This window comes from Vagococcus intermedius (genome assembly GCF_029144185.1).
GTDB classification, from domain to species: Bacteria; Bacillota; Bacilli; order Lactobacillales; family Vagococcaceae; genus Vagococcus_D; species Vagococcus_D intermedius.
The window spans coordinates 1,157,768-1,184,200 of sequence record NZ_CP110232.1; the positions used below are offsets into that span (position 1 = coordinate 1,157,768).

Annotated in this window: 24 protein-coding genes and 1 pseudogene; 7 read left to right on the forward strand and 18 right to left on the reverse strand. The window is 33.5% G+C overall.

Features of this window, described 5'->3' with window-relative positions:
- Positions 1 to 72: 72 nt before the first annotated feature.
- Positions 73 to 1,074: an inositol 2-dehydrogenase gene (gene iolG / locus OL234_RS05330; protein ID WP_275468211.1), complete on the reverse strand. Its 1,002-nt coding sequence runs from the start codon at positions 1,072 to 1,074 to the stop codon at positions 73 to 75.
- Between the two features lie 416 nt (positions 1,075 to 1,490).
- On the opposite strand from iolG, the gene OL234_RS05335 reads away from it, so the two are divergent.
- Positions 1,491 to 1,937, forward strand: coding sequence for a DMT family transporter (locus OL234_RS05335; RefSeq protein ID WP_275468212.1), 447 nt, complete (start codon positions 1,491 to 1,493; stop codon positions 1,935 to 1,937).
- Positions 1,938 to 1,981: 44 nt separating this feature from the next.
- Here OL234_RS05335 and iolD read toward each other — a convergent pair whose 3' ends face one another.
- Positions 1,982 to 3,901: a 3D-(3,5/4)-trihydroxycyclohexane-1,2-dione acylhydrolase (decyclizing) gene (gene iolD / locus OL234_RS05340; RefSeq protein ID WP_275468213.1), complete on the reverse strand. Its 1,920-nt coding sequence runs from the start codon at positions 3,899 to 3,901 to the stop codon at positions 1,982 to 1,984.
- Between the two features lie 246 nt (positions 3,902 to 4,147).
- On the opposite strand from iolD, the gene OL234_RS05345 reads away from it, so the two are divergent.
- Positions 4,148 to 4,540 carry a tautomerase family protein gene (locus OL234_RS05345; protein WP_275468214.1) on the forward strand — a complete coding sequence of 131 codons (393 nt, stop codon included), beginning with the start codon at positions 4,148 to 4,150 and terminating at the stop codon, positions 4,538 to 4,540.
- A 343-nt stretch (positions 4,541 to 4,883) separates the two neighbouring features.
- On the opposite strand, the gene OL234_RS05350 is transcribed toward OL234_RS05345, so the two are convergent.
- From OL234_RS05350 to OL234_RS05370, 5 genes are all read right to left on the reverse strand, one after another.
- Entirely contained in the window at positions 4,884 to 6,275 is a 1,392-nt protein-coding gene (locus tag OL234_RS05350; RefSeq protein ID WP_275468215.1) for a sugar porter family MFS transporter, read from the reverse strand.
- 85 nt (positions 6,276 to 6,360) lie between these two features.
- Positions 6,361 to 7,242: a myo-inosose-2 dehydratase gene (gene iolE, locus OL234_RS05355; protein ID WP_275468216.1), complete on the reverse strand. Its 882-nt coding sequence runs from the start codon at positions 7,240 to 7,242 to the stop codon at positions 6,361 to 6,363.
- 19 nt (positions 7,243 to 7,261) lie between these two features.
- Positions 7,262 to 8,236 carry a 5-dehydro-2-deoxygluconokinase gene (gene iolC / locus OL234_RS05360; protein ID WP_275468217.1) on the reverse strand — a complete coding sequence of 325 codons (975 nt, stop codon included), beginning with the start codon at positions 8,234 to 8,236 and terminating at the stop codon, positions 7,262 to 7,264.
- A 15-nt stretch (positions 8,237 to 8,251) separates the two neighbouring features.
- Positions 8,252 to 9,073: a 5-deoxy-glucuronate isomerase gene (gene iolB, locus OL234_RS05365; RefSeq protein ID WP_275468218.1), complete on the reverse strand. Its 822-nt coding sequence runs from the start codon at positions 9,071 to 9,073 to the stop codon at positions 8,252 to 8,254.
- A gap of 12 nt (positions 9,074 to 9,085) precedes the next feature.
- Positions 9,086 to 10,543, reverse strand: coding sequence for a CoA-acylating methylmalonate-semialdehyde dehydrogenase (locus OL234_RS05370; protein ID WP_275468219.1), 1,458 nt, complete (start codon positions 10,541 to 10,543; stop codon positions 9,086 to 9,088).
- Between the two features lie 210 nt (positions 10,544 to 10,753).
- Here OL234_RS05370 and OL234_RS05375 point away from each other — a divergent pair, with 210 nt between their 5' ends.
- Entirely contained in the window at positions 10,754 to 11,512 is a 759-nt protein-coding gene (locus OL234_RS05375; RefSeq protein WP_275468220.1) for a DeoR/GlpR family DNA-binding transcription regulator, read from the forward strand.
- Between the two features lie 104 nt (positions 11,513 to 11,616).
- Here the strand turns inward: OL234_RS05375 and OL234_RS05380 are convergent, their stop codons facing one another.
- From OL234_RS05380 to adhP, 4 genes are all read right to left on the reverse strand, one after another.
- Positions 11,617 to 12,477, reverse strand: coding sequence for an AraC family transcriptional regulator (locus OL234_RS05380; RefSeq protein ID WP_275468221.1), 861 nt, complete (start codon positions 12,475 to 12,477; stop codon positions 11,617 to 11,619).
- A 123-nt stretch (positions 12,478 to 12,600) separates the two neighbouring features.
- Positions 12,601 to 13,932, reverse strand: coding sequence for a glycoside hydrolase family 30 protein (locus tag OL234_RS05385; RefSeq protein WP_275468222.1), 1,332 nt, complete (start codon positions 13,930 to 13,932; stop codon positions 12,601 to 12,603).
- A 103-nt stretch (positions 13,933 to 14,035) separates the two neighbouring features.
- Complete coding sequence (locus tag OL234_RS05390; protein ID WP_275468223.1) at positions 14,036 to 15,061, reverse strand: Gfo/Idh/MocA family protein; 1,026 nt, start codon at positions 15,059 to 15,061, stop codon at positions 14,036 to 14,038.
- 266 nt (positions 15,062 to 15,327) lie between these two features.
- The gene (gene adhP, locus OL234_RS05395) at positions 15,328 to 16,338 is read right to left on the reverse strand and encodes an alcohol dehydrogenase AdhP (RefSeq protein ID WP_275468224.1); all 1,011 of its coding nucleotides are present in this window, start codon (positions 16,336 to 16,338) and stop codon (positions 15,328 to 15,330) included.
- A gap of 331 nt (positions 16,339 to 16,669) precedes the next feature.
- Here adhP and OL234_RS05400 point away from each other — a divergent pair, with 331 nt between their 5' ends.
- The 3 genes from OL234_RS05400 (at position 16,670) to OL234_RS05410 (ending at position 19,160) form a co-directional block, all read left to right on the forward strand.
- Positions 16,670 to 17,263, forward strand: coding sequence for a TetR/AcrR family transcriptional regulator (locus OL234_RS05400; RefSeq protein WP_275468225.1), 594 nt, complete (start codon positions 16,670 to 16,672; stop codon positions 17,261 to 17,263).
- A gap of 130 nt (positions 17,264 to 17,393) precedes the next feature.
- Positions 17,394 to 18,470: an ABC transporter permease gene (locus OL234_RS05405; RefSeq protein WP_275468226.1), complete on the forward strand. Its 1,077-nt coding sequence runs from the start codon at positions 17,394 to 17,396 to the stop codon at positions 18,468 to 18,470.
- A gap of 6 nt (positions 18,471 to 18,476) precedes the next feature.
- The gene (locus OL234_RS05410) at positions 18,477 to 19,160 is read left to right on the forward strand and encodes an ABC transporter ATP-binding protein (RefSeq protein ID WP_275468227.1); all 684 of its coding nucleotides are present in this window, start codon (positions 18,477 to 18,479) and stop codon (positions 19,158 to 19,160) included.
- Positions 19,161 to 19,659: 499 nt separating this feature from the next.
- Here OL234_RS05410 and OL234_RS05415 read toward each other — a convergent pair whose 3' ends face one another.
- Positions 19,660 to 20,562, reverse strand: a complete 903-nt coding sequence (locus OL234_RS05415; RefSeq protein ID WP_275468228.1) for a CvfB family protein — start codon at positions 20,560 to 20,562, stop codon at positions 19,660 to 19,662.
- A gap of 138 nt (positions 20,563 to 20,700) precedes the next feature.
- Between OL234_RS05415 and OL234_RS05420 the strand changes: the two genes are divergently transcribed.
- On the forward strand, positions 20,701 to 20,898 hold the full coding sequence (locus OL234_RS05420) for a hypothetical protein (protein WP_275468229.1): 198 nt from the start codon (positions 20,701 to 20,703) through the stop codon (positions 20,896 to 20,898).
- Positions 20,899 to 20,941: 43 nt separating this feature from the next.
- Here OL234_RS05420 and OL234_RS05425 read toward each other — a convergent pair whose 3' ends face one another.
- From OL234_RS05425 to OL234_RS05450, 6 genes and pseudogenes are all read right to left on the reverse strand, one after another.
- Positions 20,942 to 22,378 (reverse strand): NCS2 family permease, encoded by a 1,437-nt coding sequence (locus tag OL234_RS05425; RefSeq protein WP_275468230.1) that lies wholly within the window; start codon positions 22,376 to 22,378, stop codon positions 20,942 to 20,944.
- 254 nt (positions 22,379 to 22,632) lie between these two features.
- Positions 22,633 to 23,226: a phosphatase PAP2 family protein gene (locus tag OL234_RS05430; RefSeq protein ID WP_275468231.1), complete on the reverse strand. Its 594-nt coding sequence runs from the start codon at positions 23,224 to 23,226 to the stop codon at positions 22,633 to 22,635.
- Between the two features lie 77 nt (positions 23,227 to 23,303).
- Positions 23,304 to 24,365 carry a DUF4097 family beta strand repeat-containing protein gene (locus tag OL234_RS05435; protein ID WP_275468232.1) on the reverse strand — a complete coding sequence of 354 codons (1,062 nt, stop codon included), beginning with the start codon at positions 24,363 to 24,365 and terminating at the stop codon, positions 23,304 to 23,306.
- A gap of 152 nt (positions 24,366 to 24,517) precedes the next feature.
- Complete coding sequence (locus tag OL234_RS05440) at positions 24,518 to 24,871, reverse strand: carboxymuconolactone decarboxylase family protein (RefSeq protein ID WP_275468233.1); 354 nt, start codon at positions 24,869 to 24,871, stop codon at positions 24,518 to 24,520.
- A gap of 185 nt (positions 24,872 to 25,056) precedes the next feature.
- Positions 25,057 to 25,494, reverse strand: coding sequence for a MarR family winged helix-turn-helix transcriptional regulator (locus OL234_RS05445; protein WP_275468234.1), 438 nt, complete (start codon positions 25,492 to 25,494; stop codon positions 25,057 to 25,059).
- Between the two features lie 398 nt (positions 25,495 to 25,892).
- Positions 25,893 to 26,048: pseudogene (locus OL234_RS05450) on the reverse strand (metal-sulfur cluster assembly factor); the annotation flags it as partial.
- Between the last annotated feature and the right edge of the window lie 385 nt (positions 26,049 to 26,433).

Consider the following 26,433-nt stretch of genomic DNA (forward strand, 5'->3'; position numbering starts at 1 on the left):
ATTTTTGACCCCTAACCGTTTTTGGTTATTTTTTGATTCACATTTGATGAACAAAGGTAATCATAATTTTAACTAAATAAGATCGGCGTACACGGCTACTGGTTTTCCTGTCTCGAATGATTCTTTAGCAGCTATTGCAATTTTAACAGCCATAATCCCATCTTCTATCGTACATGCAACTGGAATGCCATTGATGATTGAATTGGCGAAATAATTCATTTCTGTAGCATAAGATTGTTGGTATCTTTCTAAAAAGAAGTACTGAGGTTTTTCTGATACCACACCTTCATCAGAGGAATAAACAGTGTTTGCTATAGTATGGTTAGCATTAGCTAACATTCCTTTATTTCCGAATACCTCCAGGCGTTGATCATAACCATAAACTGCTTGGCGACTATTATCAATCACACCAAGGGCTTTATTTTTAAATTTCAAAGAGATAATAGCTGTATCAATATCATTGTAATTTGCTACATCTGGATTTACCAAAGCATCACCTTGAACGAATACTTCTGTTACTTCGCCCATCATATATCGAGCCATGTCAAAATCATGAATGGCCATATCCATAAACAAACCACCCGAACTTTTTACGTATTCCATAGAAGGTGCTTCTGGGTCACGAGAAGTAATTTTTAAAATGTGAGGGTCTCCAACTTTTTTTAAAGTTTGATGAATTGCTAAAAAATCTTCATCAAATCGACGGTTAAACCCTAATTGGAAAATAACATCATTTTCTTTAACTGCTGTATACGCTTGCATTATTTCGTCCATGTTAAACCCGATTGGTTTTTCACAAAAGATATTTTTCTTAGCTTTAGCTGCAGCCGTGATAATTTCAGGATGTAAATCTGTTGGCGTACAAATCATGATAGCCTCAACTCGATCTGAAGATAACACTCTAGTATAATCATTCACAAAATCAATGCTACTTGGGAGCGATTCTTTTGAACAAGCTTCCTGATTGATATCACAGATAAATGTCACATCATAGGCTGGATTATTTTTAATGTTTTCATAATGAACCTTTCCTATTCTCCCAAACCCGATAATACCTAATTTAATCGCTGACATGTTTGTTCCTCCTCATAATATTAGCAAAATAGTTAAGCGTGTTAAAAATTAACTGCTTACGCTTACAATGAGTATATTACTCTTAAAAAAAGAAAAAATCAATACTTTTGGTTAAGTTTTATTTACTTCATGGTAACTTGGTGGTTATAAACATTAAAATGTTGACTAATTATTGATAACATATTATTGTTTATATAGTAACAAGAAAGAAAATAACTATAAGTCATAAATTTAAAATGGGAATGGCAGATTCTTCAGGACTAAAATAGTTAAAAATAAGGTTACTAATCCAAATTAATAATACTCACTGACTCGCTGTATGGGAATTATTTGCAAAAGATAGCGATCATTTCATTTATATTACTGATTTTTAAACAATTGATAGTTGCCATTGTCAAAGGAAAGGTTGAATATTGATGATTTCTTTTATCTTACTTTTAATAGCTATTGTAGTAGGCTGTTTATCTCCTATTCAAGCAGCTGTGAATAATCAACTAAATAAAAAAATAAACTCTACTTTCTTATCAGGAGCTATAAGTAATTTAGTTGGTGGGATAATTATGCTGGTTATCGCCCTGCACAAACATAACAAATCTCCTATTATGATTACGTCGTTCAACGTTAAAGATTGGTGGCTGTTTAGTGGTGGGGTTTTTAGTGCTGTTATCGTTCTTACTAGCATTATTTTACCGACTAAAATAGGATATGCTTCTTACATTTCCTCGTTCTTGTGCGGACAATTAATCATTGCCTTGCTTATTGATACTTTAGGATGGTTTGGCTCACCAGTTATACCAATAACGGGCAAGGATTTTTTAGCTATAATAATGTTATGTTTTGGTGTTATTCTATTAAAAAAATAAATTAAAAAGCTATTTAAGACTGATATCTTAAATAGCTTTTTAATTTAATATTTTTTAGCATTTAATAATTTTGCTAATTGTTTCTCACTTGCTAACTGGACTGCCTTATTTTTTGAAATATCCGCTACTCCGACATGCCACCAACTGCCTACACAATCATTACTCATCGTTTTAGGTAAAACTTTAATATCGATCAAAGTCGATGTTTTTTGTTTTTTAGAATCTAGCAATGCTTCTTCCAACTCCGCCATGGTAGTCACGGTATAAGAGGTCATTCCATAACCTTCTGCTATTTTTTTATAATCAATAGTCATGATTTCGTCATTATAATTTCTTAACTCCGTTCCTTGACTCCCATTACCATGTTCCATTTGGAGGTTATTGATACAACCATATCCTGAATTATCAAGTAAAATAATATTGATTTTTTGCCCATACTGTAAAGCTGTTACCAATTCTGTATGAAGCATTAAAAAGCTACCGTCACCTAAAAAAGCATAACTTTCCTGAGATGGTGCAGCTAATTTAGCGCCCAAAGCGCCAGCTATCTCATATCCCATTGTTGAATAACCATACTCTAAGTGATAAGTATTTTCGACACTAGCGTTCCACAATCGTTGCATATCTCCAGGAATGCTCCCTGCCGCAGCTACCACAATCGCATTATCATCTACTAAATCATTCACTTTGATGAACACGCTACTTTGAGTTAATTCTGTTTTTAAAGTATCTGCATAATCATTGAGTTTTGTTTGTGAAAAATGTTTCGCTATTTCTGGAGTGAAATTTTGACGGTTAAATGTTACATTGCTTAATCTATGGCGCTCTAATAACCATTCTTCTTTCTTATTAGTGAGTTCTTCCTCTGTATATGCTGTTTGATACTCACCTAAATCTTGGATGACTTTCTTTAAACTAATTTTTGCATCGCCAACAATTTGATCAGCGTCAAATTTATACGCTTGAAAACGACTAATATTAATATTTAAAAATCGACAATGCTCAAAATTAAAAATGGTCTTAGAAGACGTTGTAAAATCACTATAGCGAGTTCCAATACCAATAATTAAATCTGAATCCATAACTACTTGGTTCGCCGCAGATGTACCTAAAACCCCAACCCCTCCTAAGTTATATTTAAAATCAAAAGAAACAGTTGATTTTCCTGCATATGTCCCAACCAATGGGATGCGATATCTTTCAGAAATTTCTAGTAATTCTTCTCGTGCTTCAGAATATTTTGCACCACCACCAACTATGATAACAGGCCGTTTACTATTTTTAATTATCGATATAGCGTTTTCAATTTCACGGTCATTAGGCAACTTTCTGTCAACATAATGAATACGTTTGTTAAAAAATTCTACAGGATAATCAAACGCTTCCCCTTCGACATCTTGTGAGATACAAATAGTTGCAGGTCCTGCAGTTTCAGGATTTGTCATCACTTCAAAAGCGCGAATTAAAGCACTCATCAATTGCTCTGGCCGTTGAACTCGATCCCAATAACGAGATAATGGTTTGAATGCATCATTGGTAGTAATAGCACAACTAGAAGGTTGTTCTAGCTGCTGTAAGACAGGATCTGGTTGACGGGTAGCAAAAGTATCTGCTGGTAAAAATAAAACAGGTATATTATTAGTAAATGCTGTCCCAGCTGCTGTTAATAGATTGGCTGATCCTGGACCTGAAGAGGTTGAAACAGCATAAATTTTTTTACGTAAGGACTGTTTAGAAAAAGCTATCGCCGCATGAGCCATTCCTTGCTCACTTTTTCCTTGAAAACTTTTTAAATGACCAGGATCATTTTCTAAAGCTTCACCAATCCCTAATACATTACCGTGCCCATAAATATGGAATATTCCTTCAACAAATGGTAATTCTTCACCATCAACAAAAATATATTGTTGATTCAAAAATTTAATTAATGCTTGGGCTGTTGTTAATTTTATCGTCTTGGTCATAACATTCTCACTTTCTCAAATAAATTTTAGAGATATCGAAACAATTGTATCCGCTACCAAAAATGATTGTTTGAGTATCTTTATAGTTATATTTTAATACAATATATAATTTTAGTCAACAAAAACTCTTTTAAAAACCACAAAGTAACAAAGATGTTACCATCATTTAATCAAAAAACTTTAACTCCTGTTAATTGTATAGTATGATAAATATGTAGTAAAAAATAACTATTGGAGGATGTTAAAATGCCATTAATTAAAGTATCAGTAGTCAAAGGTCATGACCCTATCTTGTTAAAAAATATGTTGGACGATATACATAATTGTGTAGTCAAAGCTTTCAACGTCCCTTTTGGAGATCGTTATCAAGTATTAAATGAAATTGATGAATCGTTCTTAATATTAGAGGATACCGGCTTAGGATTTACTCGCACTAGTCAACGTTTATTGATTGAAATTACTAGTAGACAACGTAGTGAACACGAAAAAGTAACTTTTTATAAATTAGTGAATGAAACGTTACATCAAACATATCAAATAAATAAACAAGATATTATCATTAGCTTTACAGAAAATGGCAATGCTGATTGGTCGTTTTCTGATGGGAAAGCACAATTTTTAACCGGTGATTTGATATGAAACTGATAATTGTTGACTTTTGAATTAAGCTAGAATTTATTAAATTATTTGATGTTATTACTTTAAAAAATAAAGAAAGAGACCTTACTCAAATGCTGAATAGACTTGTTAATATTGTAGACCATCTTTAAACATATATGACAATTATAACTTAACAACAATAAGGTGAAACAAAGAAAGTGTATATAAGATTTTCTTGAGCTTCTTCTTGAAGACATGGCTAACTTATGATTGCCTACCAATCATAAGTTAGCCATATAAATAACAACAAAAACTTTTGTTAGGATTAGCTAACAAAAGTTTTTGTTGTTATTTATATAATATTTAGCACACTACTTTTAGTTTACTCAACTCCAAATTTAAAATCTAATTCTATTTCTTCTAACGTTTTCCCTCTTGTTTCGGGTACTTTTTTAATTGCGAATAATAATGAACCAAAATTAAAAACTGTAAACAATAAGAAAGTATAACTGATGCCAATTGAAGCTAATAAGATTGGGAACATTAGGGCTACTAAGAAATTAGCAATCCATAAAAAGAAAGTTGAGATCCCCATACCTAGGCCACGAATCTTTTGAGGAAATATTTCAGATAGTAATAGCCAAGTCACTGGTCCGATACAACCTTGGAAAAAGGCTATAAAAATAACAGTTAGAACTATAACAAAAATCGGTAACATCGTTGAATCAGGAATTATGAAAAGACATGCGGTTAATGCTGTCATAGAAAAAGTAGTCCCAATAATACCGGTTATAATCATTTTTCTCCGATCCACTTTGTGCATCACGTTCATTCCGACAATAATCGCTAGTACCGATACAACCCCATTAGAAACGTTCGCAATCAGCGAGACACTTTCTCCCATACCTGATTCTATTAAGATAACGGTTCCATAGTAAATCATAATATTAATTCCAATAATCTGTTGCATGACACCTAAACCGATACCTAAAAATAATAACTTTCTCATCCAAGGTATTTTAAAATCTGCTAAACTTAACTTAGTTTTTTCTACATTCTCTTTTTCACGTTTTAATGAAATACTGATGCGTTCTAATTCATCCCGTGAACCTTCTTCGCTTCTGATTACTTTTAAAGCGCTCAATGTTTTTTCTTTAGTCGAATGTAAAAATAACCACCTAGGAGATTCTGGTACTTTTCTCATACCAAAAAATAACACAAATGCTGGCAAAATAGAAACAACAAGCATTACTCTCCAAACACCGGGTATTTCCCCAAATAAAGTGCCTAAAATAGCATTAATTAAAAAAGCAACTAATTGCCCCGCCACAATCATCAATTCATTTTGAGTGACAATTTTACCTCGCGTTTCCGTCGTAGATATTTCTGCTAAGTAAGTAGGAACTATTACAGACGCTGCTCCCACTGCCAATCCTAAACAAAAACGAGCAATAATCATCATCGTAGTATTAGGAGCTAGTGCGCACGCACCTGATCCTAAGAAGAAAATAATTGACATAAACCAAATCATTTTACGACGACCAAATGTATCGGACAACCTACCTCCAAATAGTGCACCAAAAGCAGCACCTAAAGTTAAGAGGCTGGTTACTAACCCTTCAGATAGAGGTGTTAGGTTTAATTCCTCTGGACGTGACATGAACGATAAGGCTCCGTTCATGACGCCGGTATTATAACCGAATAACAACCCACCAAATGTTGAAATACATGCTATCTTACTAAGATTTTTTCTCGACTTACTATCTAATTCCATCGTGCCTTTTCTCCTTTCGTTATTATTAGACAGAACACTTCCTTACCTGTGCCCTGTCTAACATAACTTCCGATTCTTATATAGACTATAAACCTGTTACTTGTTTAATATGATTACGCGCTTTTTTAGCGTATAAAAATGGATTGGCTTTTGCTGGATCTTGCTCTGCTTCTACCACAATCCATCCTTCGTAATCATTTTCATCTATTAATTTCCAGATAGGAGAAAAATCAATCATGCCATCTCCTGGAACAGTAAATACACCTGATTTAACACCGTCTAAGAAACTCATCTTAGATTCTTTGACCACAGCCATTCTATCTTTTCTAATATCTTTAAAATGAATATGCTTAATTCGTGAATGATGTTTTTTATAAATCTCTAATGGGTCTTCTCCTGAGAATACTAAATGTCCAGTATCGAATAATAAAGATACTTTCTCCGGATCAGTATGAGCCATTAAACGATCAATTTCTTCTGTTGTTTGAACTCCTGTCCCCATATGATGATGATAGACGATTGTCATCTCTTTCTCTTTAGCCAATTCTCCTAATTTTTCCAACCCTGTGGTTAGCTTATCCCACTCTTCCTCAGTGAAAGTTGGTTTATCTTGATAGATTGGTTTATCTAATCCTTGAATACTGTGACCTTGTTCAGATATAACAATTACTTTGGCTCCCATTGCATGTAAAAAATCACGGTGTTCAATAAATGCAGGCACGTTTTCTTCATAAGATTTCGTTGTTAAATAGACACTAAACCAAGCACTTGCAACATTTAAACCGCGTGGTGCTAAATAACTTTTTAATACATCAGGATCTTTAGGATACTTATTACCAATTTCAGTCCCAGTAAATCTAGCTAAAGCCATTTCACTAATACATTGTTCAAAACTGTTTTCTGCACCTAATTCTGGTAAATCGTCATTTGTCCAAGCAATTGGTGCAATTCCTAATTTAATTGTCATTTTTTTCACCTATCCTTTTTTATTTTCCGTAACTTTCTGATTGTTTTTCAATTAAAGCTTCGATTTCTTCCAAGTTAGGCATAGCATCAGATGAACTATGTTTACTAACTACAATAGCTGCTGAAGCACTCCCATATTTTAATGCTTCATCGACTGGTTTACCATGAGAAAGAGCCGTAATGAAAGCTGCCGCATAAGAGTCGCCTGCACCAAAAGTTTTTAATACATCTGATTTATAGGCGTATCCTCGATGAGTCTTCCCATTTTTTTCAAATGCATATGAGCCTTTGACACCATGTTTAATAATCACTAACTCAGGTTCATAATTGAATAAATAATCAGCACTTGCGTGATCGTTACCATCTTTTAAATTTTCCATCATATCAAATTCGTCGCGGGTTCCAATAACTACGGAAGACTCACGCGCTACTAAAGAATAATACACCGCTACTTCTTCTGGATTTTTCCATGTATATGGACGGTAGTCTAACTCAAAAATAATCTTAATATCGTTATCCTTTGCTAGAGCGACTGCTTTTAAAATAGCTTCTCTTGACGGACTTTGGGCTAAAGCTGTTCCAGAAACTACTAAAGCTTCCGTATTTTTTAAATATTCTTCTGAAACTTCTTCTGGTGTAAGGAATAGATCAGCTACCTCGTCTCGATACATTAAAATACTACACTCTTCTGGGCTTCTAATCTCTGTAAAGGCTAAACCTGATTTATGCCCATCTTTATCAAAGACGACTCCTCCTGTATCAACATTTGAGTCTTCCAAGTATGATTTTATATAATGCCCATGTTGATCTTCTGAGAGTTTACCAATAAAACCCACTTTCATTCCTAACTTAGCAGCACCAATAGCGATATTAGCTGGTGATCCTCCTACGTATTTAGAAAAAGTATGTGTCTCTTCCATAGGTCGATTATATTCGACAGCATTCAAATCAATTGCTGCTCTACCAATAGCGATAAAATCAAATTTTTTACTCATGAAAAACTCTCCTTCTTAGTCACGATTGATTATCCATTCGTGGTCTTTTTCGTTATTAAATTTCCAAATTTTTGTAGGGCCTGCCATTATATTTAAATAATAACCATTATAGCCATCAGGTACGCTTACTGGATGATAGCCTTTTGGTACAATCACCATTTCCTGATTATAAACAGCCATTGTTTCATCTAAAATTCGGTCATCAGTGTAGACGCGCTGATAGACAAACCCTTTGTCCGAATCCATCTCATGATAGTAAGTTTCTTCCAAAAAGGACTCATGAGGCAAATTATCTTGATCATGTTTATGAGGCGGATAACTAGACCAGTTAGCTGAATCCGTATACACTTCTACGACTAATAAATTTTCAGCAATTTCACTTTGGTCATCTAAAATATTATGCACTAAGCGCTTATTATTATATTTCCCCCGCGCTTCAATTGAATTCTCATTAGCACGTATTAGTGTTGTGATTTTTTTATTATCAGATGATGGGGTATAGCATAAGATAATGTTGCCTGGCTCTAAACAGTCAATCTTCAGTTCTTTTTTACAAGGGACATAAACACTGTCAGTCGGAATTCGCTCAAAAACAGATTTTCTAGTTCCTACTGAGTTAAACAGATGCTCGCCTTCACACATTTTATATTTTCCAGTCAAGGCAACTGCACAGACCTCACGGTCTTCGGTAGTAACTGTAAGGCTACCACCGGGAGCTAATTTGAAGACTTGTACTTCGACATAATTTAAAAGACTATTCTCTTTTGAAATGTGCTGTAATAGTGTCACGTTTTCATCTATTTTAAAATTAATGACTTCTCTTTTTAATCGACTCACTTGACTCACTCCTTAAATATCTTCTTGACCATAACGAGCTGTCACCACTTTACGGTGTGTATAAAACTCAACGCTATCTTTACCATTACAATGTAAATCGCCATAGAATGAAGATTTGTATCCTGAAAAGGCAAAGAACGAAACAGGAGCAGGTACTCCAAGATTAATCCCTAACATACCAGCATCAATATTTTCTCTAAAGTAACGAATCGCACTAGCGTTATTACTGAATAGGCATGCTCCATTAGCAAATTCTGATTTATTAGCTATCTCAATCCCTTCTTGTAAGTTTTTCACACGAATAACTGACAAGACTGGTGCAAAAATTTCATCTTTCCAAATTGTCATATCAGTTGTCACATCAGTAAAAATAGTTGGTCCAACAAAATAACCTTCGCTAGGTAAATTTTCACGACCATCCAAGATTAAATTAGCGCCCTCTTCTAGACCTTTTTCAATATATTTAAATGTTCTTTCTTGATTTTCTTTCCTAATAACAGGTCCTAAGAACGTTCCTTCATCCAAACCATTCCCGATTTTTATTTCTTTTGCCGCTTGTGTCAAACGTTCGATAAATTCATCAGCAATGTCCTCTTCAACTGTGACAACAGTACAGGCCATACAACGTTCCCCAGCTGAACCATAAGCAGCGGATATAATGTTTTTAATGGTAGTATCTAAATTAGCGTCTTTTAAAATAATGCTATGATTTTTAGCACCTGTTAATGATTGGACACGCTTTAAGTTTTTAGTTCCTTCCTGATAAACATATTGACCAACAGGTTGTGAGCCAACAAATGAAATCGCTTTAACTTTCTCGTGTTCTAATAAACCGTTTACAATATCGTGAGCACCAAACACAATGTTAAAGACACCTTTTGGTAAACCAGACTCTTCTAATAATTCAGCTATTTTTTCAGATAACAACGGTGTTTTTTCTGAAGGTTTTAAAACAAAGGTGTTTCCACAAACAATCGCCATCGGGAACATCCAAAATGGTACCATCATTGGGAAATTAAAAGGTGTGATTCCACCAACAACCCCTAGAGGATATTTGTAGTTCGTTGCTTCGACATCTGTTGCAATAGATGTTAAGGAGTCTCCCATCATTAAAGTTGGTGCACTAGCAGCAAATTCTACATTTTCAATTCCTCTTTGTACCTCACCTAAAGCTTCTGAAAGAGATTTCCCATTTTCGATGGTGATTAATTTCGCTAATTCTTCTTTATTATCCATTAATAATTCATGAAATTTATACATGACTCTTGCTCTTTTTGGAACCGCTGTATTTTTCCAAGATTCAAATGCTTCATCCGCTATTTTTACTGCGTGGTCTAAATCTAATTTTGTTGACAAAGGAACCTCGCATAAAGCTTCTTCTGTTGCAGGATTATACACAGTTTCATAGTTAGTTGTGTCACTCTCAAGCCATGTTCCACCAATATAATTCTTTAATTTTCTTTCTGACATATTAATTCCTCCAATGTTTGATTAACTCTTACAATTAAAATAATAATCTAAAAACGCAAAAAAGTCAACAACTTATACCAATAAAGTAATCACGAGTTAACCAAAAAGAACAACATATGTTGGTGTTTTTCGTGTTTATGCTTGGTTTTAACCCTATCTATGTTATACTATAAATGAATTTATAAGAATTTTTAAGGAGGTTTGGTTATTTTGAAATCCAAAAGAATAGATGAAATTGAAAAAATGGTATTAAAATTAGAGACAGTTTCTATCGAGGAACTATGTGATGAGTTTGATGTTTCTAAAAATACAATCCGTCGAGATATTAATGAGTTAGTAGAAAGAGACGTGATTGAAAAAGTATACGGTGGGATAAAAGCCAAAAGGTTACCACTTGTTTCTTACGAAAAACGCGATGATTTTCATAGAGAACAGAAACGAAATATTGCCGAATTTGCATCATCTCTCATCAAAGAAGGGGACGTTATATATATAGATTCTGGAACTACAGCAGCTCAAATCCCTACTTTTTTGGACAAGGATATTGATTGCACTATCATAACTAATAATTTTGATGTTGTTGAAGTGTGCTCTGAGTTTCATAACGCGAACTTGTTTGTAATAGGGTCCTTATATAATTACAAGACGCGGTCTTTTGTTGAATTAGATACTAGCGCTGAGTTAGTTAATTTTAATATTAATAAAGCATTTATGGCAGCTACGGGACTAACGATTGATAACGGCTTAACAAATTCAGATCCTTTAGAATATGAAATGAAAAAGAAAATCTGTCAAAATTCAACAGAAATCATTGCAGTAGTTGATGAGTCTAAATTCAACAAATCTACCCTCTTAACGTATTGCCCTTTATCTAGTGTTAATCATATTATCTCATCGGATAATATAGCTGATAGGTACAAGGAGTTCTTTATAAAAAAAGAAATTATCTACACAGCTATTGAAGGATAAAGCACAGATAAAAACCCCCTCCTCTCTTAATAATGTTATTAAGAGAGGAGGGGGTTTTTATTCCCTATCAACAAAGATAGTTAGTATCCATTAATTAAATAAAATTAATCAATTTTATTAATTTTTTGATAATCTTGACGATATCTTTTCGGTGTCTTACCTGTATGTTTTTTAAAGGTTGTCTGAAAGTGACTTAAATTATTAAATCCAACCCGAAATGCGATATCTGTAACACTGTATTTCGTATTTTGGAGTAATGTTTGGGCCTCACCGATTCTCATTTTAATTAAATAATTAACTGGTGAACAATTGTAATGTTTTTTAAACTGATGAGCTAAATAATAGGGACTTACATTCACTAACTGTGCTAAACTATCTAATGCAATTTTTTCATTATAATGTGTTTCTAAATATGTTTTGACTTGATGCATCAAGTCTTTACTAACATTATCATTAAAATAAGTGAAGTGATTAAAAAGATTATCTTCAATATACTTTAAGTAGACTTCAAATAAAGATTGTACTGTCTGGTTATTAATTGGGTCATTATCTTGCAACAAATCAAATAAAAGACTCATTAGGACCTTTATTCGATTGAAATGCTTACCTGTATCGAAAACAGGACATATATTATCTGGAATTAAGGTGTTTTCTCGTAATCCTTTTTTACAAATATTGGTAATGCTACAACAATATGTTTCTACTAGTTTATCTTGTCTTAAATATTCATCATGAGCAACTAAGCTATTAAAAATAAGCAAATCCCCTTGTTTTACTAGATAACTACGGCCATCAATTAAATATTCCCCTTTACCTTTTGTGACTAAAACGACTTCTAAAAAATCTTTATGAAAATGCATAGACCTCTTGTAGACACCTTCAAAAGACTCAACTTTACTTATCGACATTAACAGTGGTTTTCCATCTATTGGATCTTTTTTCTTATCAGCAAAACAGACTTTCATATCATATCTCCCCTATATAAATAACTATAACATTTCTTTGTTTGCAAGTTCATTATAGTAGATACCTAGCCTTGTTGATAGCCTTAATTACTATTTAAAATAGTAACTAGAAAAAGAGTACACCTATTGCCAAATAACCGTAGCGACTTCTTTTGACGAAAGTTTTAGAGAGCATTCTTTTTCATTTTCTACTATTCTAAAATCAACACTCACACTACCATTATTGTACAGTACTATAATTTTGTCACCATTTGGATTAATAAAACCAACATGCTCAATCTGACTTGAATAACTTGATGTTAAAATCACATGAGCATCATTTTCAATGAAATGGCTAAAGTGATTGATGTAGTAATAAGACAAGTTAATTGATAATTTATCTTTTTCCGCTTGGTATAGGATAGGCGCTTCACAAGTATTTCCCATATGATTTGGACCGCCTTCATGATCTAAAAGAATATTCCAATCAATATAACCAGTTGTCCCATTTTTGAAATTCCCAATCAAATCATGAATATAAACATAAGCGTGTTCATGATTATTAATAGGTTCTTGATTAAACGGCACGCACCCTTCTGTAAACAATAAGTCCTTATCTGGATAGGTTGTTGCTAAATAATTAATTTGTTCAAAATGATCACCTGTATACCAATGGAAAGCCACGCCATCTATTTCTTCAGCATATATTTGGTTGTCTAAGCTAAATGATTGATCTATCCAATCAATCAACCCATCTTTATCATGATCCCAAATATATAATTGAATATCTTCGTGAGGACTATCTTTTAAAATAGTTCGCAAATATTTTGCAGCAAAAAGTAATTCATTTTTATTCGTATAAAGACACGAGTCCCATGGTTTTACCGCAACAGGTTCATTTTGGACAGATAATTTTTTTATTTTAATCCCATTTTTTAAATAATGGTCTAAATACTTTTTAATGACTAACGCCCATGATTCATAATACTTTTCTTTCAGTTCCCCCCCTTTATTCATATTTTGGTTTGTTTTCATAAAAGCAGGCGGACTCCAAGGAGATGCCATGAAAACTATCTCAGGATTCACTTTAAGAGCGGCTTTAACGAATGGTATAATATACTCATCATCATGAGAAAAATCAAAATTTTCATGTAACAAATCGGACTCATCTTTGATATATTCATAATTTTTCAATGAAAAGTCACAACTTTGAATAGGTAGCCTTGCTAAATTGTATCTACTTCCATTTAATCCAAAATATAAATCCAATAATTTTTCCTTTGTTTTTTCAGTCATTTTATTAAATGATACACCAGATCCTTCCGTGAAAGAACTACCAAACCCTTGTATTTTTTGCTTTTTTTTATGTGGAAAAACTTTTAGAATATTACTGTTATCTTTTGTTCGTTCAGTAAAAATAACATCTTCTTGAAGTAGTCTTATAGTCTCTGTTGTACGATAAATTTTTGCGTTCATTTTTATCTCTCCTAGAAAATTAGTTGATTAGTAAAAAGAGGTAAAGGGGTCCGTAGATTCCTTTACCTTCTTTATTGTTATAAATACGAAATTTAACTAGCGTTTACGCATTATAAAATTCTGGTTTTTTAGCACCTTTTACTAATTCTGTTTTACCAGATACTTGTGATTTGACACAGGCATCTGCTGTAATTGCAGCTAAGTAACCATCCCAAGATGTCGGTCCTGTTGGATCTTCGTTGTTGTTTAGACGGTCGAAGAAATCTTGGAATTCAACATCATAAGCTTCTTCGAAACGTTCTTTCCAATCAACTAAAATATCTGTACTATTTTTGGCATCTTTTCTAATTGACACGCTAGCAGGGTTAGGTAACTGTGCTAAACCTGTTTCTCCTGTGATATCGCAATTAATATCGTACCCATATTGACAATTTACAAAGACTTCTACTACAATATTAATACCTTTAGTTGTCTCCATCACAATCACTTGTGGATCTTTTAAGCGACCGTCATCACTTTTAACCAATGATGATTGACGAGGGAAATAAACTTTAACTTGCTCATAATCATCATCTAATAACCAATGTAACACATCTATTTCATGAATTAATGTTTCATAAATCGCACGTGCTGTTTTATAATCAGCCACTTGACTTTGGTTATAGTGACGACAATGTAACATCAACGGTTCACCAATCTCACCATTGTCTACAACTTCTTTCAAGCGTTTATAACCAGCATCATAACGTCTCATAAAACCAACTTGCAACATTTTTTTACCAGTTTTTTGTTCAGCTTCCATAACACGTTGACAATCATCTGCATTTAATGCCAGTGGTTTTTCGCAAAAAACGTATTTATCAGCTTCTAAAGCGGCTACGGCAATATCAGCATGGGCTTCATTTGATGCTGTAATCACGACTACTTCTACTTCCGGATCATCAATTAATTTTTGGAAATGATCATAGTCTTTCAATTTTAAATCCAAATCATCTAACGCTTTTTGTGCTTTACCAGGAACATTGTCACATACAGCTACTACTTCTACACCAGAAATAGAATTAGCTAAACGTTTTAAATGATCTACCCCTATAAAACCAATCCCTACGATACCTGCTTTTAATGTCATAATAATTTTTCCTCCTAATACTTAATTTGTACGTTTTTAGGTTTGTTATATATTGAAAGCGCTACCCGAGTACAATTTAAGTATATAACGGTTACATGTTGAGTTACTTTCGGTATATTGCTGAGTTTTAATAGAAAAAACAACTATTTTTCATTTATTTTAAAATTTAATACGATTTATTGCTTTTATTCGTCAAATGTTTAAACAGTCATAAAAATAAAAAACCTCTCTTGATTTAAGAGAGGTTTTTTATTTTTATGACTGTTTTATAATGATAAATCGATTACCATACGTCCTTTGATCTTACCTGATACCATTTCATCAAAGATATCATTAACATCTTCTAATGGACGCATATGTACTTTAGGTACTACTTTACCTTCTTTAGCAAATTCAAATGCTTCTTTCAAATCTTCACGTGTTCCGACTAATGACCCAACAACATGGATACCATCTAAAACTAGACGAGGAATACTTAAATCCATTGACTCTGGTGGTAAACCAACAGCCACAACTGTTCCACCTGCACGAACGGCATTAACAGCTGAATTAAAAGCTGATTTAGCTACAGCTGTTACGACTGCTGCATGAGCGCCACCCACTGTATTTTGGATTTCTTCTTCAACATTTGTTGTCATAGGGTTCAAGACCATATCTGCTCCCAGTTCTTTAGCAAATTCCAATTGAGCTTCATTGACATCAACTGCAATGACTTTAGCATTAAAAACATTTTTAGCATATTGTAACGCAAGGTTTCCTAGCCCACCTAATCCAAAAACGACTAACCATTGACCTGGTTTAATAGTAGAAACTTTTACTGCTTTATATGTTGTCACACCTGCACAAGTCACACTACTTGCTGCAGCTGGGTCTAATCCATCTGGCACTTTTACAGCATAGTCGGCTGTGACAATACATTGCTCTGCCATACCACCATCAACTGTGTACCCTGCATTTTTAACTTCACGACACAATGTTTCATTTCCATTTACGCAATATTCACAGTGTCCGCATCCTTCAAAGAACCAAGCAACGCTGACACGATCCCCTACTTTTAAACTAGTTACGCCTGGAGCGATTTCTTTAACAACACCAATTCCTTCGTGACCTAATGTAACGCCAGTGACATCGCCAAAATCAGCATTTTTAACGTGTAAGTCAGTATGACAAACACCACAAAATTCCATATCTACTAGAGCTTCGCCATGTTTAAGCGCTCTCATCTCTTTGTCAATTATTTCCACTGAATGATCTTTAGTTACGACTGCTGCTTTCATAAAATAACATCTCCTCATTAGTTCAATCTTTATTACGTGTTCATTATATCACAGACTTTTCTATAATAATAGTATTTTGGTCTTAATTTCAAAATAAATATTATCTTTTGTAAAACAAATTCATTAAATGGATATTTATAGGACGGATTTGTAAACCGGATGTCATATTCCTATTGTGACATTTCACACAAATTAGTTATGGTCAGATTTCTTACGCTATTGAAGATAGAAAGTTGGTTGTTTCTTCTTACTTTGCTATAATACTATTTAAGACACTAACAGCTAGCTAACTAATTAATTAATAGTACTGCTCAAAATAAAGGATGATATTATGAAAAAATCAAGAAAAGAAGAAATGTTGTTCACGCGTAAAACGATTATTGAAAAAGCAACCTCTTTATTCATGACACAAGGCTATAAACAAACGTCAACACGCGAGATTGCCATAGCTTCTGGTATTACACAACCAGCACTTTACCATCATTTCAAAGATAAAGAAACATTATATGTAGAAGTAATAAAAGAGCTGACGACCAACGTTAAAGAATCTCTGGATAAGTTATTATCCTGTAAAAATTATGATGAACGTTTATTAAGTGAGATGATAGAAACTTTGATTGTCCTTCACCCTACTAACATCTTACTCATGATTCACGATATCATGAGTGACTTAAAACCTGAAAATCAAACCTTACTTTACAAACTTTGTCTTCAAACTTACAATCAACCTTTTGAAATTTTTTTCCAAAAATTAAAAGATGAAGGACGACTACGACACTCAATTGAAGTTAAAACAGCAGCTCGTTATGTTATTTCTAGTATTACACCGTTGTTTGGACCAGAGCCCAAATTTAATGTTCAAAATAAAACCGAGCGCATTGCTGAATTGACGGATATTTTTTTGCATGGCTTATGCACCGATTAAAATAAAAAAGAGATCCCTCTAACCAGATTGGTGGGGCTCTTTTTTTTAAGCATAATATTTCATTTATCAACTGATAAGTGATATTATCTTATTTATCAGTTGATAAATGAAATTAAAAAGGAGTGGTACAATGTTTTTAGCGTGGAATGAAATAAAACATTCAAAAACCAGATTCATCTTGATTATTAGCGTGATGGTTCTTGTTTCTTATTTAGTCTTTTTTTTAGGTGGTCTAGCTTATGGTCTAGCTCAAGCAAATCGTACAAGTGTTGATAACTGGAAAGCGGATGGTATCATCTTAAATAGTGAGGCCAATGGGAACTTAACCGGCTCTACAATTGACTTACCCTTAGCAAAAAAAGTCAAAGCAAAAAAGGTTACCCCATTAGGACAAAGTACAAGTGTTGCAACAATTCCTGGTCAAAGTGATAAAGTTAATATTCAAGTTTTTGGTGTTATGAAGAACCAATTTATTTCACCTGAAATTACTGAAGGAAACGTATTTTCTAAAAAGAATGACGTAGTCGTAGACGATAGTTTAAAAGAAAACGGCATAGCTATTGGAGATACTTTTAGTCTATCTAATAGTGACGAAAAGTTGAAAGTAACAGGTTTCACCACCAATAGTAAATTTAATACAGCACCTGTTGTTTATATGTCTCTAGCTAACTGGCAAGATCTTAAGTTTACCCAAAAAGATCCAAATCGTCAGGAACGTGCGAGCGCTCTTATTATAAAAGATAACCAGATCAATCAGTTGAAAAGTCCTAGTAAGGATCAAATAATCTACAATATGCCTGACTTTATCAATAAAATTCCTGGTTATAAGCCTCAAAATTTAACTTTCGGTTTAATGATTGGCTTTTTATTTGTTATTGCAGCCTTTGTTATTGGGATATTCATCTATGTTTTAACTCTACAAAAGGTAAATATGTTTGGTGTTATGAAGGCGCAAGGGATTCCTACTAGCTATATAGCCCGTGGTAATGTTGCCCAAACCTTTATTTTAGCAACCATTGGTGTTGCGATTGGTTTAAGTTTAACAAGTTTAACAGCAGTTCTTTTACCAAGTGCTGTCCCTTATCAAACGAATTACCTATTCTTAGGAGCCTTTAGTTTGGTTTTAATCGGGGTTGCCATTTTGGGTTCGCTATTTTCAGTCAGAACCATTGTTAAAATTGATCCATTACAAGCGATAGGAGGATAAATAGAGATGAGTTTATTAGAGTTAAGTCACGTTACCAAAACATTCGAAGATGGTAATCAAAAAATAGAAGCCTTAAAAGCGACCTCTTTTTCTGTAGATAAAGGTGAATTTGTAGCAGTTATCGGTCCTAGTGGTTCCGGAAAAAGTACTTTTCTGACGATTGCAGGGGGATTGCAGTCCCCTTCTACCGGTGAAGTCTTAGTCAACGGTCATCCATTAAGTACTGAAAAGGAAAAAGTAAGAGCTTCTTTACGATTAAAAGAAATTGGGTTTATCTTACAAGCATCTAATTTAATCCCATTTTTAACCGTTTCAGATCAATTTGTTTTAGTCGATAAAATCGGTGAGAAAAACGAGCCTAAGATGGATAAAATGCTTTTGTTAAAAGACTTAGGTATTGCTGATTTGGCCCAAAAATATCCGGCTGATTTATCAGGTGGTCAGCGGCAACGAGTTGCTATTGCTCGCGCCTTATATCATAATCCAAGTGTTATTTTGGCAGATGAACCTACTGCTAGTTTAGATTCTGAAAAAGCCTTTGAAGTAGTTGAAATACTAGCACGAGAAACTAAAGAAAAGCAAAAAGCAACGGTTATGGTGACCCATGATACACGATTATTAGACTATTGTGATAAAGTATATGAAATGCGTGATGGTGAACTGTCACTTGTTAGGTCTAATAAAAATTAAATAAAAAAGCATACACCTTTTTATTCAGGTGTATGCTTTTTTATTAAGATTATTACAAGTGTCATAATTCGTTTTCTAACTGTCATCTCTTTTTAACCTAATAATTAAGGACTCTTGTTATACTGTTGTTAACTTAAGGTGGCAAGATTAGTGATTTGAGCTATCTTCTCTAAGCGACTCTCAATTTAAAGGGGATTTCCTTTTACTCATCTTAATCAACCAAATAAGATTAACTAGGTATTCCGATAAGTTGTGACGACCTTGAGATTAGCGGTGCAACTCCGCTAGCCACCATTGTATTGAAAATCCTTCAATACAAATTTTTTAAATAACGAGAAATCTTCTCGTTTCGACAGCCGCGCCGTCATGGGTGCGGTCTTTTTAGTTTGGCGAGCGACTCGTTGATTACTAGTAATAATCCTCTCTGCTAACTATTTAAATATAACAGAAAAAAGCTTCTTGCTACTCTGTTTATAGTAGCAAGAAGCTGTTCATATCATTAGTTAGTTTCTTTTGAGGCTGTTGTTTCATCTTTACCTTTTAATAAGATAGTAAAACCATCTTCTTGCTTAATACGGCGTTCTTTAAGCAACGAGCCTAACGCACGTTTGAACTGCCCTTTAGAAATAGCAAACATTGTTTGGATTTCTTCTGGTGTAGATTTATCAGTAAATGGTATTTTACCTTCGGCTGATTTTTCTAAAAAGGTTAAAATCATCATAGCATCATCCGAAATAACTTCATGTGCACGTGGTTTTAGTGAGATATTAAGCGTCCCATCTGGTGATACCCCTACAATTCGCCCTTTTTGAGTTTCTCCTAAACGAGGTTCAATATAACGTTCTGACGGATGGATAAAACCTAAATAGTTATCTTCAGTAATGACATGAGTACCAGCTACTTTCAAGCGAAATGCTGTTGCCACAACATCCTTATTTAGAAAATCTTCTTTATAAACAGCTTGAACTTTTTTGCCCATAGCTTGAAAGACTGTTTCGTCAGCCAATGTTGCCCACATTCTATCTTTGTTGTCATTAATTAAGCTGACCATCAGACGGTCACCTTTTTTGGGCCAAAGCTCTCTCATTGTTGGCAATTCATCTAAAGATAAAACGACTTCTTTATCTGGTAAACCGATATCTATAAATGCTCCCAAATCTCTTCTTGTTGCTACGACTTCACCAAAATCACAACGATCTTGTGTTACTTTAGGGATATTTGTTGTAAAACGATTGTCTTGTTTCTGCCCTACATAGGCAAACCCTTCAATAGCTTCTCCTAACTCATGTTCGCCTTCAGCTTTGTCAAGTTTAAACGTGACACCTTCTTTTTGAACAAAATACGCCTGTTCATTCTCGTCTGTAATTAATCCTGTAAAGACATTTCCTAATAAATTTTGCATGCTATTCTCCTTCGTAACTCGATAATTTATTATAGCACAATTTGCTACCTAACTGGTTATTAATATCTTCCTATCCATTACTTTGCTACCTATTTTATTGAGATATATGCTATGATAAAATTAAAAGGCTGTGATAATATGATGAAGCGTATCAAAATAAGTCTGATAGGGATGTTCTTTTATGCTCTAGTAGCTTACAGCGGAAATATTTTAACCGGTTTAGCGAAATTGTCTAGTTGGCGCAGTATTTTAATCGAAACCTGTTTTTTCGGTATATTTATTTTATTATTTCAACAATTCAGAAAAACCAAAGAATCTGACGATGACTATAAATAAAAAGCGCTGTCTATTAAGACACGCTTTTTATTTATAAATGATTTTATAAAATTGCTAAAATAATAAAATTTATAATGAATAGTCCTGTCACGATCCATAAAATAGGTGAAATTTCTTTATGTTTTCCTTTTGTTAACTTCACAATAACGTAAAAGATAAATCCTACAGCAATCCCGTTTGAAATACTATAAGTTAGCCCCATAAAAATTGAGGCGAAAAAAGCTGGGACTGCATCTTCCAAATCTGACCAGTTAATCTCTTTAAAAGAGGCCATCATCATAATACCGACGAGAATTAAAGCAGGTGCAGTTGCTTGCGCAGGGACTAAACTAATAAATGGAGCAAACAAGCTACTTAACATAAATAAGATAGCCACTACAACCGAAGTTAACCCTGTTCTCCCCCCAGCACCAATTCCGGCGGCACTTTCAACGAAAGTTGTTGTATTAGAGGTTCCAAAAATCGCGCCAATCGAGGTTGCAATAGCATCTGAAAACAAGGCTTTATCCATTTTAGATTTGAATCCTCGGCTATCTTCCAGTGCCTCTTCATCTTCTTTACTAAATATACCTGTTCGTCGACCAGTTCCGATAAACGTCCCAATGGTATCAAAAGTATCAGATAAGCTAAATGCTAGAACCGTCATCAATACTTGAGGTAATTTAGCTGGGTCTTTAAATAAAGAAGGTAATCCTTCTGAGCTAAATGCTGCACCAAATGTTACCCCTAATTCTTTAATCGAATTGCTTAAAGAATTTTTTTGACTGTCCACCGCACTTACATCAACTACCCCTAACAATATACCTAATAGTGTAGTAGCAATAATTCCGATTAAAATAGCTCCCTTAATATCTAATAAGACTAGAACTAAAGTCAAAACAATACCAATAACAGCTAATATAACACCTGTATTATTGAAGTTAACTAGGCTAGGTACAATTCCACCATTTAATGACACATTAGTGACTTTTTCTCCCTCAATAACAGCATCTGTAATGGCTTGTTGGTTGCCTGTAAAACTTAATAAATTAGCATTTTTAATACCGACATAGGCCACAAAAATACCGATACCTCCACCTATGGCGTGTTGAATACTTTCTGGAATAGCTTTAATAATCAATTTTCTTATTTTCGTTACTGTGATCACAATATTAATCATCCCGCAAAGAAAAACCATTCCCAATGCTTGTTGCCAAGTATAACCTAGACCAAATACGACCGTAAAGGTGAAAAAGGCATTTAACCCCATTCCTGGCGCTTGAGCATATGGGACGTTAGCAAACAATCCCATAATCAACGTTCCGATGGCCGCTGAAATAATAGTTGCTAAAAAAACAGCTTGGAACGGCATACCTGATAAAGATAAAATCGACGGGTTAACGAATAAAATATAACTCATCGCAAAAAAAGTTGTCACACCAGCCATTATTTCTGTTCCAATTGTGGTACCGTGTTCCTTTAACTTAAAAAACTTATCCATTTGTAATTAGCTCTCCCTTAAAAATGTTATAGTTTAATACACGAACAAAAAAACCAATGAACCTTTTATAATTCGTTTATTGATCAGCTCGACCTTATTATAAAAGTAGTTTTATCTTTTTACAACCTTTTAACCTATTTAAACACTTTAAAACGAAATAATGTTCGTGTTTTATCGTTTTTTTCAGAGAATCACTATAAAAAATCAATAAAATCAACCAAAAAGACACCTCTTTTTCAGAGGTGTCTTTTTGGCTATGCTAATTTTCCTATCTTTTTACGAATTTTTTGTTCAAAGTTCTCATAGGCATAAACTATTTTTTTTATGAATTTAGAACGATAGATGGTTTTATGACAAATAGTCGCCGATAACCAACTTATAAAAATTGAGAGCAACACATCACTCGGGTATTCTGATCCGACCCATACTCTAGCCAAGCTTAACCAGCCTATCATCAATAAATAACTGATTCTGACCTGACTATACGAAGTTTTATACAGGATGAAGCAGACACTAAAGAATAGTAAACTATTATTGTTCGGGAATAACTGACTCATCTCAGATGTAATCAGTTCATTCACTTTATGCAATGTTTCAGCAGGAGGTAACTGTTCATAAAAACTACTACTTACTAGATACATAACCTCCGCTAAAATAAAGGAGCAGACGGCTGTTAGTACTTTGAACCTAGTTTTTCTTTTTTTTCTTGAACTAAACCAGAACCAGACTAACCAAGCGCTTAAAACTGAAGGCCCCCATGTAACGAATAAAACCATGATTTCGTTCAAATCATTCCCTTTATGTGCCCAATTATTAATAGCTCTGAATAAATTAACATCAATTTGCAATATAACACTCCTCCTATAAAAATATAATTTTACGCATCTCTTTAGGATTTTTCAAGTGCTATGACTAAATAGATTGTTTAGTTTCGTTTAAGTTCAATTCCACCTTCATTTACTTGGGCGGATATTTCAATTTCTGACTTAGGCCCAATGTCACCTTGATAATGACCATCCTTAATGTCTAATTGTTCATTAAAATCTGTCTCAATAGTTCCTTTTTCAGTCACGCCTCTTAGTTTAAAACCAATCTCTTTAGGAATGAATAATTTGATGTCACCACGATGACTAATTAACTCAACATTATCGTCTATTTTTTTGAAATTTCCAATAATAGTTCCTTGTTCGGTCACAAGTTTAGCAGAACCCTCAATATCACCTAACTTAATAGAGCCTCTCCTTGTTGCTAAATCCAACTTACCGTTGACTTTTTTTGCAAGTAAGTTGCCGTTAGAAATATTAGCAGTGACGTTATTCCCTTTTAATATTGACGTCCGAATACTTCCTTTTTGTACTTCAATATTTAATTTATCACTGCTAATTGAATCAGATTCTAAGTTACTATTAGTTAAAACCAGATCTGTTTCCTCAGCTTTTAAATTTTTAACAATTACATTAGAGTTATCCGTCCACAATTTAAAATTACTAAATGATAGCTGATCTTCAATATCTAGGTTACTATTATGCAAATCTAGTAGTAACAACCCCTTATAAGATTTTGGTAGATAAATAGTGACATCCTTCTTATCTTTGGCAGTATTTTTACGATTCAATTCTAACATTGAGGACATTTGTTTTGTTGTTTTTTCATCGTTATTCGCTTCTTCATGAGAGGATAAATTAACTGTTAACTGTGCTTTATCCGTTGTTTTTAATGATATATTAAAACCTGTATAGGAAAGTTTTATTTTTTTTATATCATCCAGCTCAAATAACTCTAAATGATTGTCAGGTAGTTTTTTCTCTTTTGAATCTAATGTTTTTTCCTTTTTTTGACTTCTATTTACACCTGGTTCTTTATTAAGTTGATGCGAAGGCTTTCCTTCGTCAGTACTAAGTTTATGTTTTGTTTGACTCGGTTTATCAGAACAAGCTGATAGTAAAACGAGACCTACTAATAAAAAAAGAATCTTTTGTTTTTTCATATAATTCCTCTCCAAAATAGTGATACTTTAATTATACATGTTTTTAAGAAACCAATCATTAAAAAAATTTGCCAAATAGTTCCATCTTCTCTTACTTTTAACAAATAATAGAAAAACCGTTATCCCTAGTTAAAGGCATAACGGTTTTTAATTTAATTAAAATCTTTTTCAAATTCATCCAATGACTCTTTTAATAAGGTAACAGAATAGGCCATCGTCGGGCCACCTCCAAAAGCGACACCAATCATTGCCGATTCGTTAATCTCACCTCTTGTTGCTCCTGCTTCAAAAGCTTTATAGGTATGATAAACAATACAGTACTCACATCGGCTATAAACAGCGATTGCAACACTGATTAGTTCTTTTGTTTTAGTATCCATCTCACCTTCAGCATAGTTGGTATTCAAAAGGTTCATAAATGCCTTGACGTGCTGCCCATTTGTTCTTGATAACTCTCTTAATCCACCAGAAAAATCATTTAACATTTGTCTAACATCTTTTGCCATTTTACATTCTCCTTTTAGATATGTGATATTATTCACTTTCCCTACAAGACATACTTTACACGCTAATACTTGCTGTGTAAAGTGTAAGAGGAGAATTACCTTAAATAGTCTAATTTACATCCCTTTATTAAATACAAAAAAGACTAACAAAAGTTATTTTTGCTAGTCTTTTTATATTTAATAACTTAATTTTCATCCGTATTTACTAAATTTAGTACCATTCTATCTAATACTTTTTTAAATGTAGCCAACTCATCGTCTGAAATGTTCCTTATCGCATCTTGATGGAATTTTTCACCAATTGGCAGCAATGAAGACCTGATTTTTTCGCCTTTAGGAGTCAAGCTGACTCTAATAATTCGACGATCTTTGGGATCTCGTATTCTCTTACACAACTCATCTTGTTCCATTCTATCTAGTAAACGTGCAATGGAAGATTCTTTACTATTGGTTTTAGCACCCAACTCTTTTTGTGATAAGCCATTACTTTGACCAATAAAAAAAAGTGCAGTCCATTGTGCATTTGAAATATCATTCTTTTTAAGTCGCTTATTAAACTCATCTACAATTGTTTTGGAAGCATCTTTAGCAATGAATCCTATACAGTCTGTCAAATCAAACATCCTTGTCAAAACCCCTTCTCTAATCAATACCTCTAGTATACAGGCGAAGCTTAATTTTAACAAACTAGTACGCTTTAGTTAGTTTAACTGTGAAAAATAAAACACTCTCCTTCTTAACTCGAAAGTGTAGGAAAAACATAATCCAGTCTAGAAATACATGATAGATTATATCGGGACAAGACTCTAATAAATAATTAATGAATTTTTATATAATCAGTTAAAAAAACTTTTCAACTTTATTTTTTAGCCAAAGTTAAAAAGTTTTTCCTCATATTATTCTGTAAGAACTCTAACTAATTAGTATTCACGAAACCTTTTATAGTTAGCATTCGTAGTTAGTGCCTCTATTCATCAGAGCTCGCTACTCTAATGAAAGAGCTCCCCCTATTGTGTAATAGCTATCTTATCCCCAACGCAATCCGTGCATATCTGCTCATGCGATCAGTCGTCCATGCAGGATACCAAACTAACTTCACTTCAGAATCCGTGACTTCCGGGACTTCTTTCAAAGCTTCTAAAATTTGTTCTGTAATGACATCAGCTAAGGGACATTGATATATCAATATTCTCATGACAAAAAAGTAATGAAATTTCTTTCGTTAACTTTTTATTTGTATACTTATTTTACCATTAAAAAAGTGTGAATTCTAGTGGAATTGGGCTTGGGCTACATACTAGGAAGAGGATTAATTACTCTGTTTAGGTTAGTATCCGTATAAAATTCATCTTTTCCTACTACGATGCAAATAAAATAACAATTAATCTATAGTCTAAACGTAATTTCACACTCTTCAGCAGTAATATTCACACTGCCCTCTTTCTTAACAAAAATACTCACTGGTTTTCCACCTGTTTGATTGTTCGTTCTTTTGTGTTGGCAATTTATAGCTTTACATCTTCAATATAACCACGCTTGCCACTTATAGATATTTTGTTATT

What these genes read in the sequence shown, in the direction of transcription:
- iolG (WP_275468211.1), bottom strand. Translation starts at nt 1,074, where the DNA reads ATGTCAGCGATTAAATTAGGTATTATCGGGTTTGGGAGAATAGGAAAG.
- iolE (WP_275468216.1), bottom strand. Translation starts at nt 7,242, where the DNA reads ATGACAATTAAATTAGGAATTGCACCAATTGCTTGGACAAATGACGAT.
- OL234_RS05345 (WP_275468214.1), top strand. Translation starts at nt 4,148, where the DNA reads ATGCCATTAATTAAAGTATCAGTAGTCAAAGGTCATGACCCTATCTTG.
- OL234_RS05420 (WP_275468229.1), top strand. Translation starts at nt 20,701, where the DNA reads ATGATGAAGCGTATCAAAATAAGTCTGATAGGGATGTTCTTTTATGCT.
- OL234_RS05435 (WP_275468232.1), bottom strand. Translation starts at nt 24,365, where the DNA reads ATGAAAAAACAAAAGATTCTTTTTTTATTAGTAGGTCTCGTTTTACTA.
- OL234_RS05335 (WP_275468212.1), top strand. Translation starts at nt 1,491, where the DNA reads ATGATTTCTTTTATCTTACTTTTAATAGCTATTGTAGTAGGCTGTTTA.
- iolD (WP_275468213.1), bottom strand. Translation starts at nt 3,901, where the DNA reads ATGACCAAGACGATAAAATTAACAACAGCCCAAGCATTAATTAAATTT.
- adhP (WP_275468224.1), bottom strand. Translation starts at nt 16,338, where the DNA reads ATGAAAGCAGCAGTCGTAACTAAAGATCATTCAGTGGAAATAATTGAC.
- OL234_RS05385 (WP_275468222.1), bottom strand. Translation starts at nt 13,932, where the DNA reads ATGAACGCAAAAATTTATCGTACAACAGAGACTATAAGACTACTTCAA.
- iolC (WP_275468217.1), bottom strand. Translation starts at nt 8,236, where the DNA reads ATGAGTAAAAAATTTGATTTTATCGCTATTGGTAGAGCAGCAATTGAT.
- OL234_RS05380 (WP_275468221.1), bottom strand. Translation starts at nt 12,477, where the DNA reads ATGAAAGTCTGTTTTGCTGATAAGAAAAAAGATCCAATAGATGGAAAA.
- OL234_RS05400 (WP_275468225.1), top strand. Translation starts at nt 16,670, where the DNA reads ATGAAAAAATCAAGAAAAGAAGAAATGTTGTTCACGCGTAAAACGATT.
- OL234_RS05410 (WP_275468227.1), top strand. Translation starts at nt 18,477, where the DNA reads ATGAGTTTATTAGAGTTAAGTCACGTTACCAAAACATTCGAAGATGGT.
- OL234_RS05415 (WP_275468228.1), bottom strand. Translation starts at nt 20,562, where the DNA reads ATGCAAAATTTATTAGGAAATGTCTTTACAGGATTAATTACAGACGAG.
- OL234_RS05440 (WP_275468233.1), bottom strand. Translation starts at nt 24,871, where the DNA reads ATGGCAAAAGATGTTAGACAAATGTTAAATGATTTTTCTGGTGGATTA.
- OL234_RS05445 (WP_275468234.1), bottom strand. Translation starts at nt 25,494, where the DNA reads ATGTTTGATTTGACAGACTGTATAGGATTCATTGCTAAAGATGCTTCC.
- OL234_RS05405 (WP_275468226.1), top strand. Translation starts at nt 17,394, where the DNA reads ATGTTTTTAGCGTGGAATGAAATAAAACATTCAAAAACCAGATTCATC.
- OL234_RS05425 (WP_275468230.1), bottom strand. Translation starts at nt 22,378, where the DNA reads ATGGATAAGTTTTTTAAGTTAAAGGAACACGGTACCACAATTGGAACA.
- OL234_RS05350 (WP_275468215.1), bottom strand. Translation starts at nt 6,275, where the DNA reads ATGGAATTAGATAGTAAGTCGAGAAAAAATCTTAGTAAGATAGCATGT.
- OL234_RS05390 (WP_275468223.1), bottom strand. Translation starts at nt 15,061, where the DNA reads ATGACATTAAAAGCAGGTATCGTAGGGATTGGTTTTATAGGGGTAGAT.
- OL234_RS05370 (WP_275468219.1), bottom strand. Translation starts at nt 10,543, where the DNA reads ATGTCAGAAAGAAAATTAAAGAATTATATTGGTGGAACATGGCTTGAG.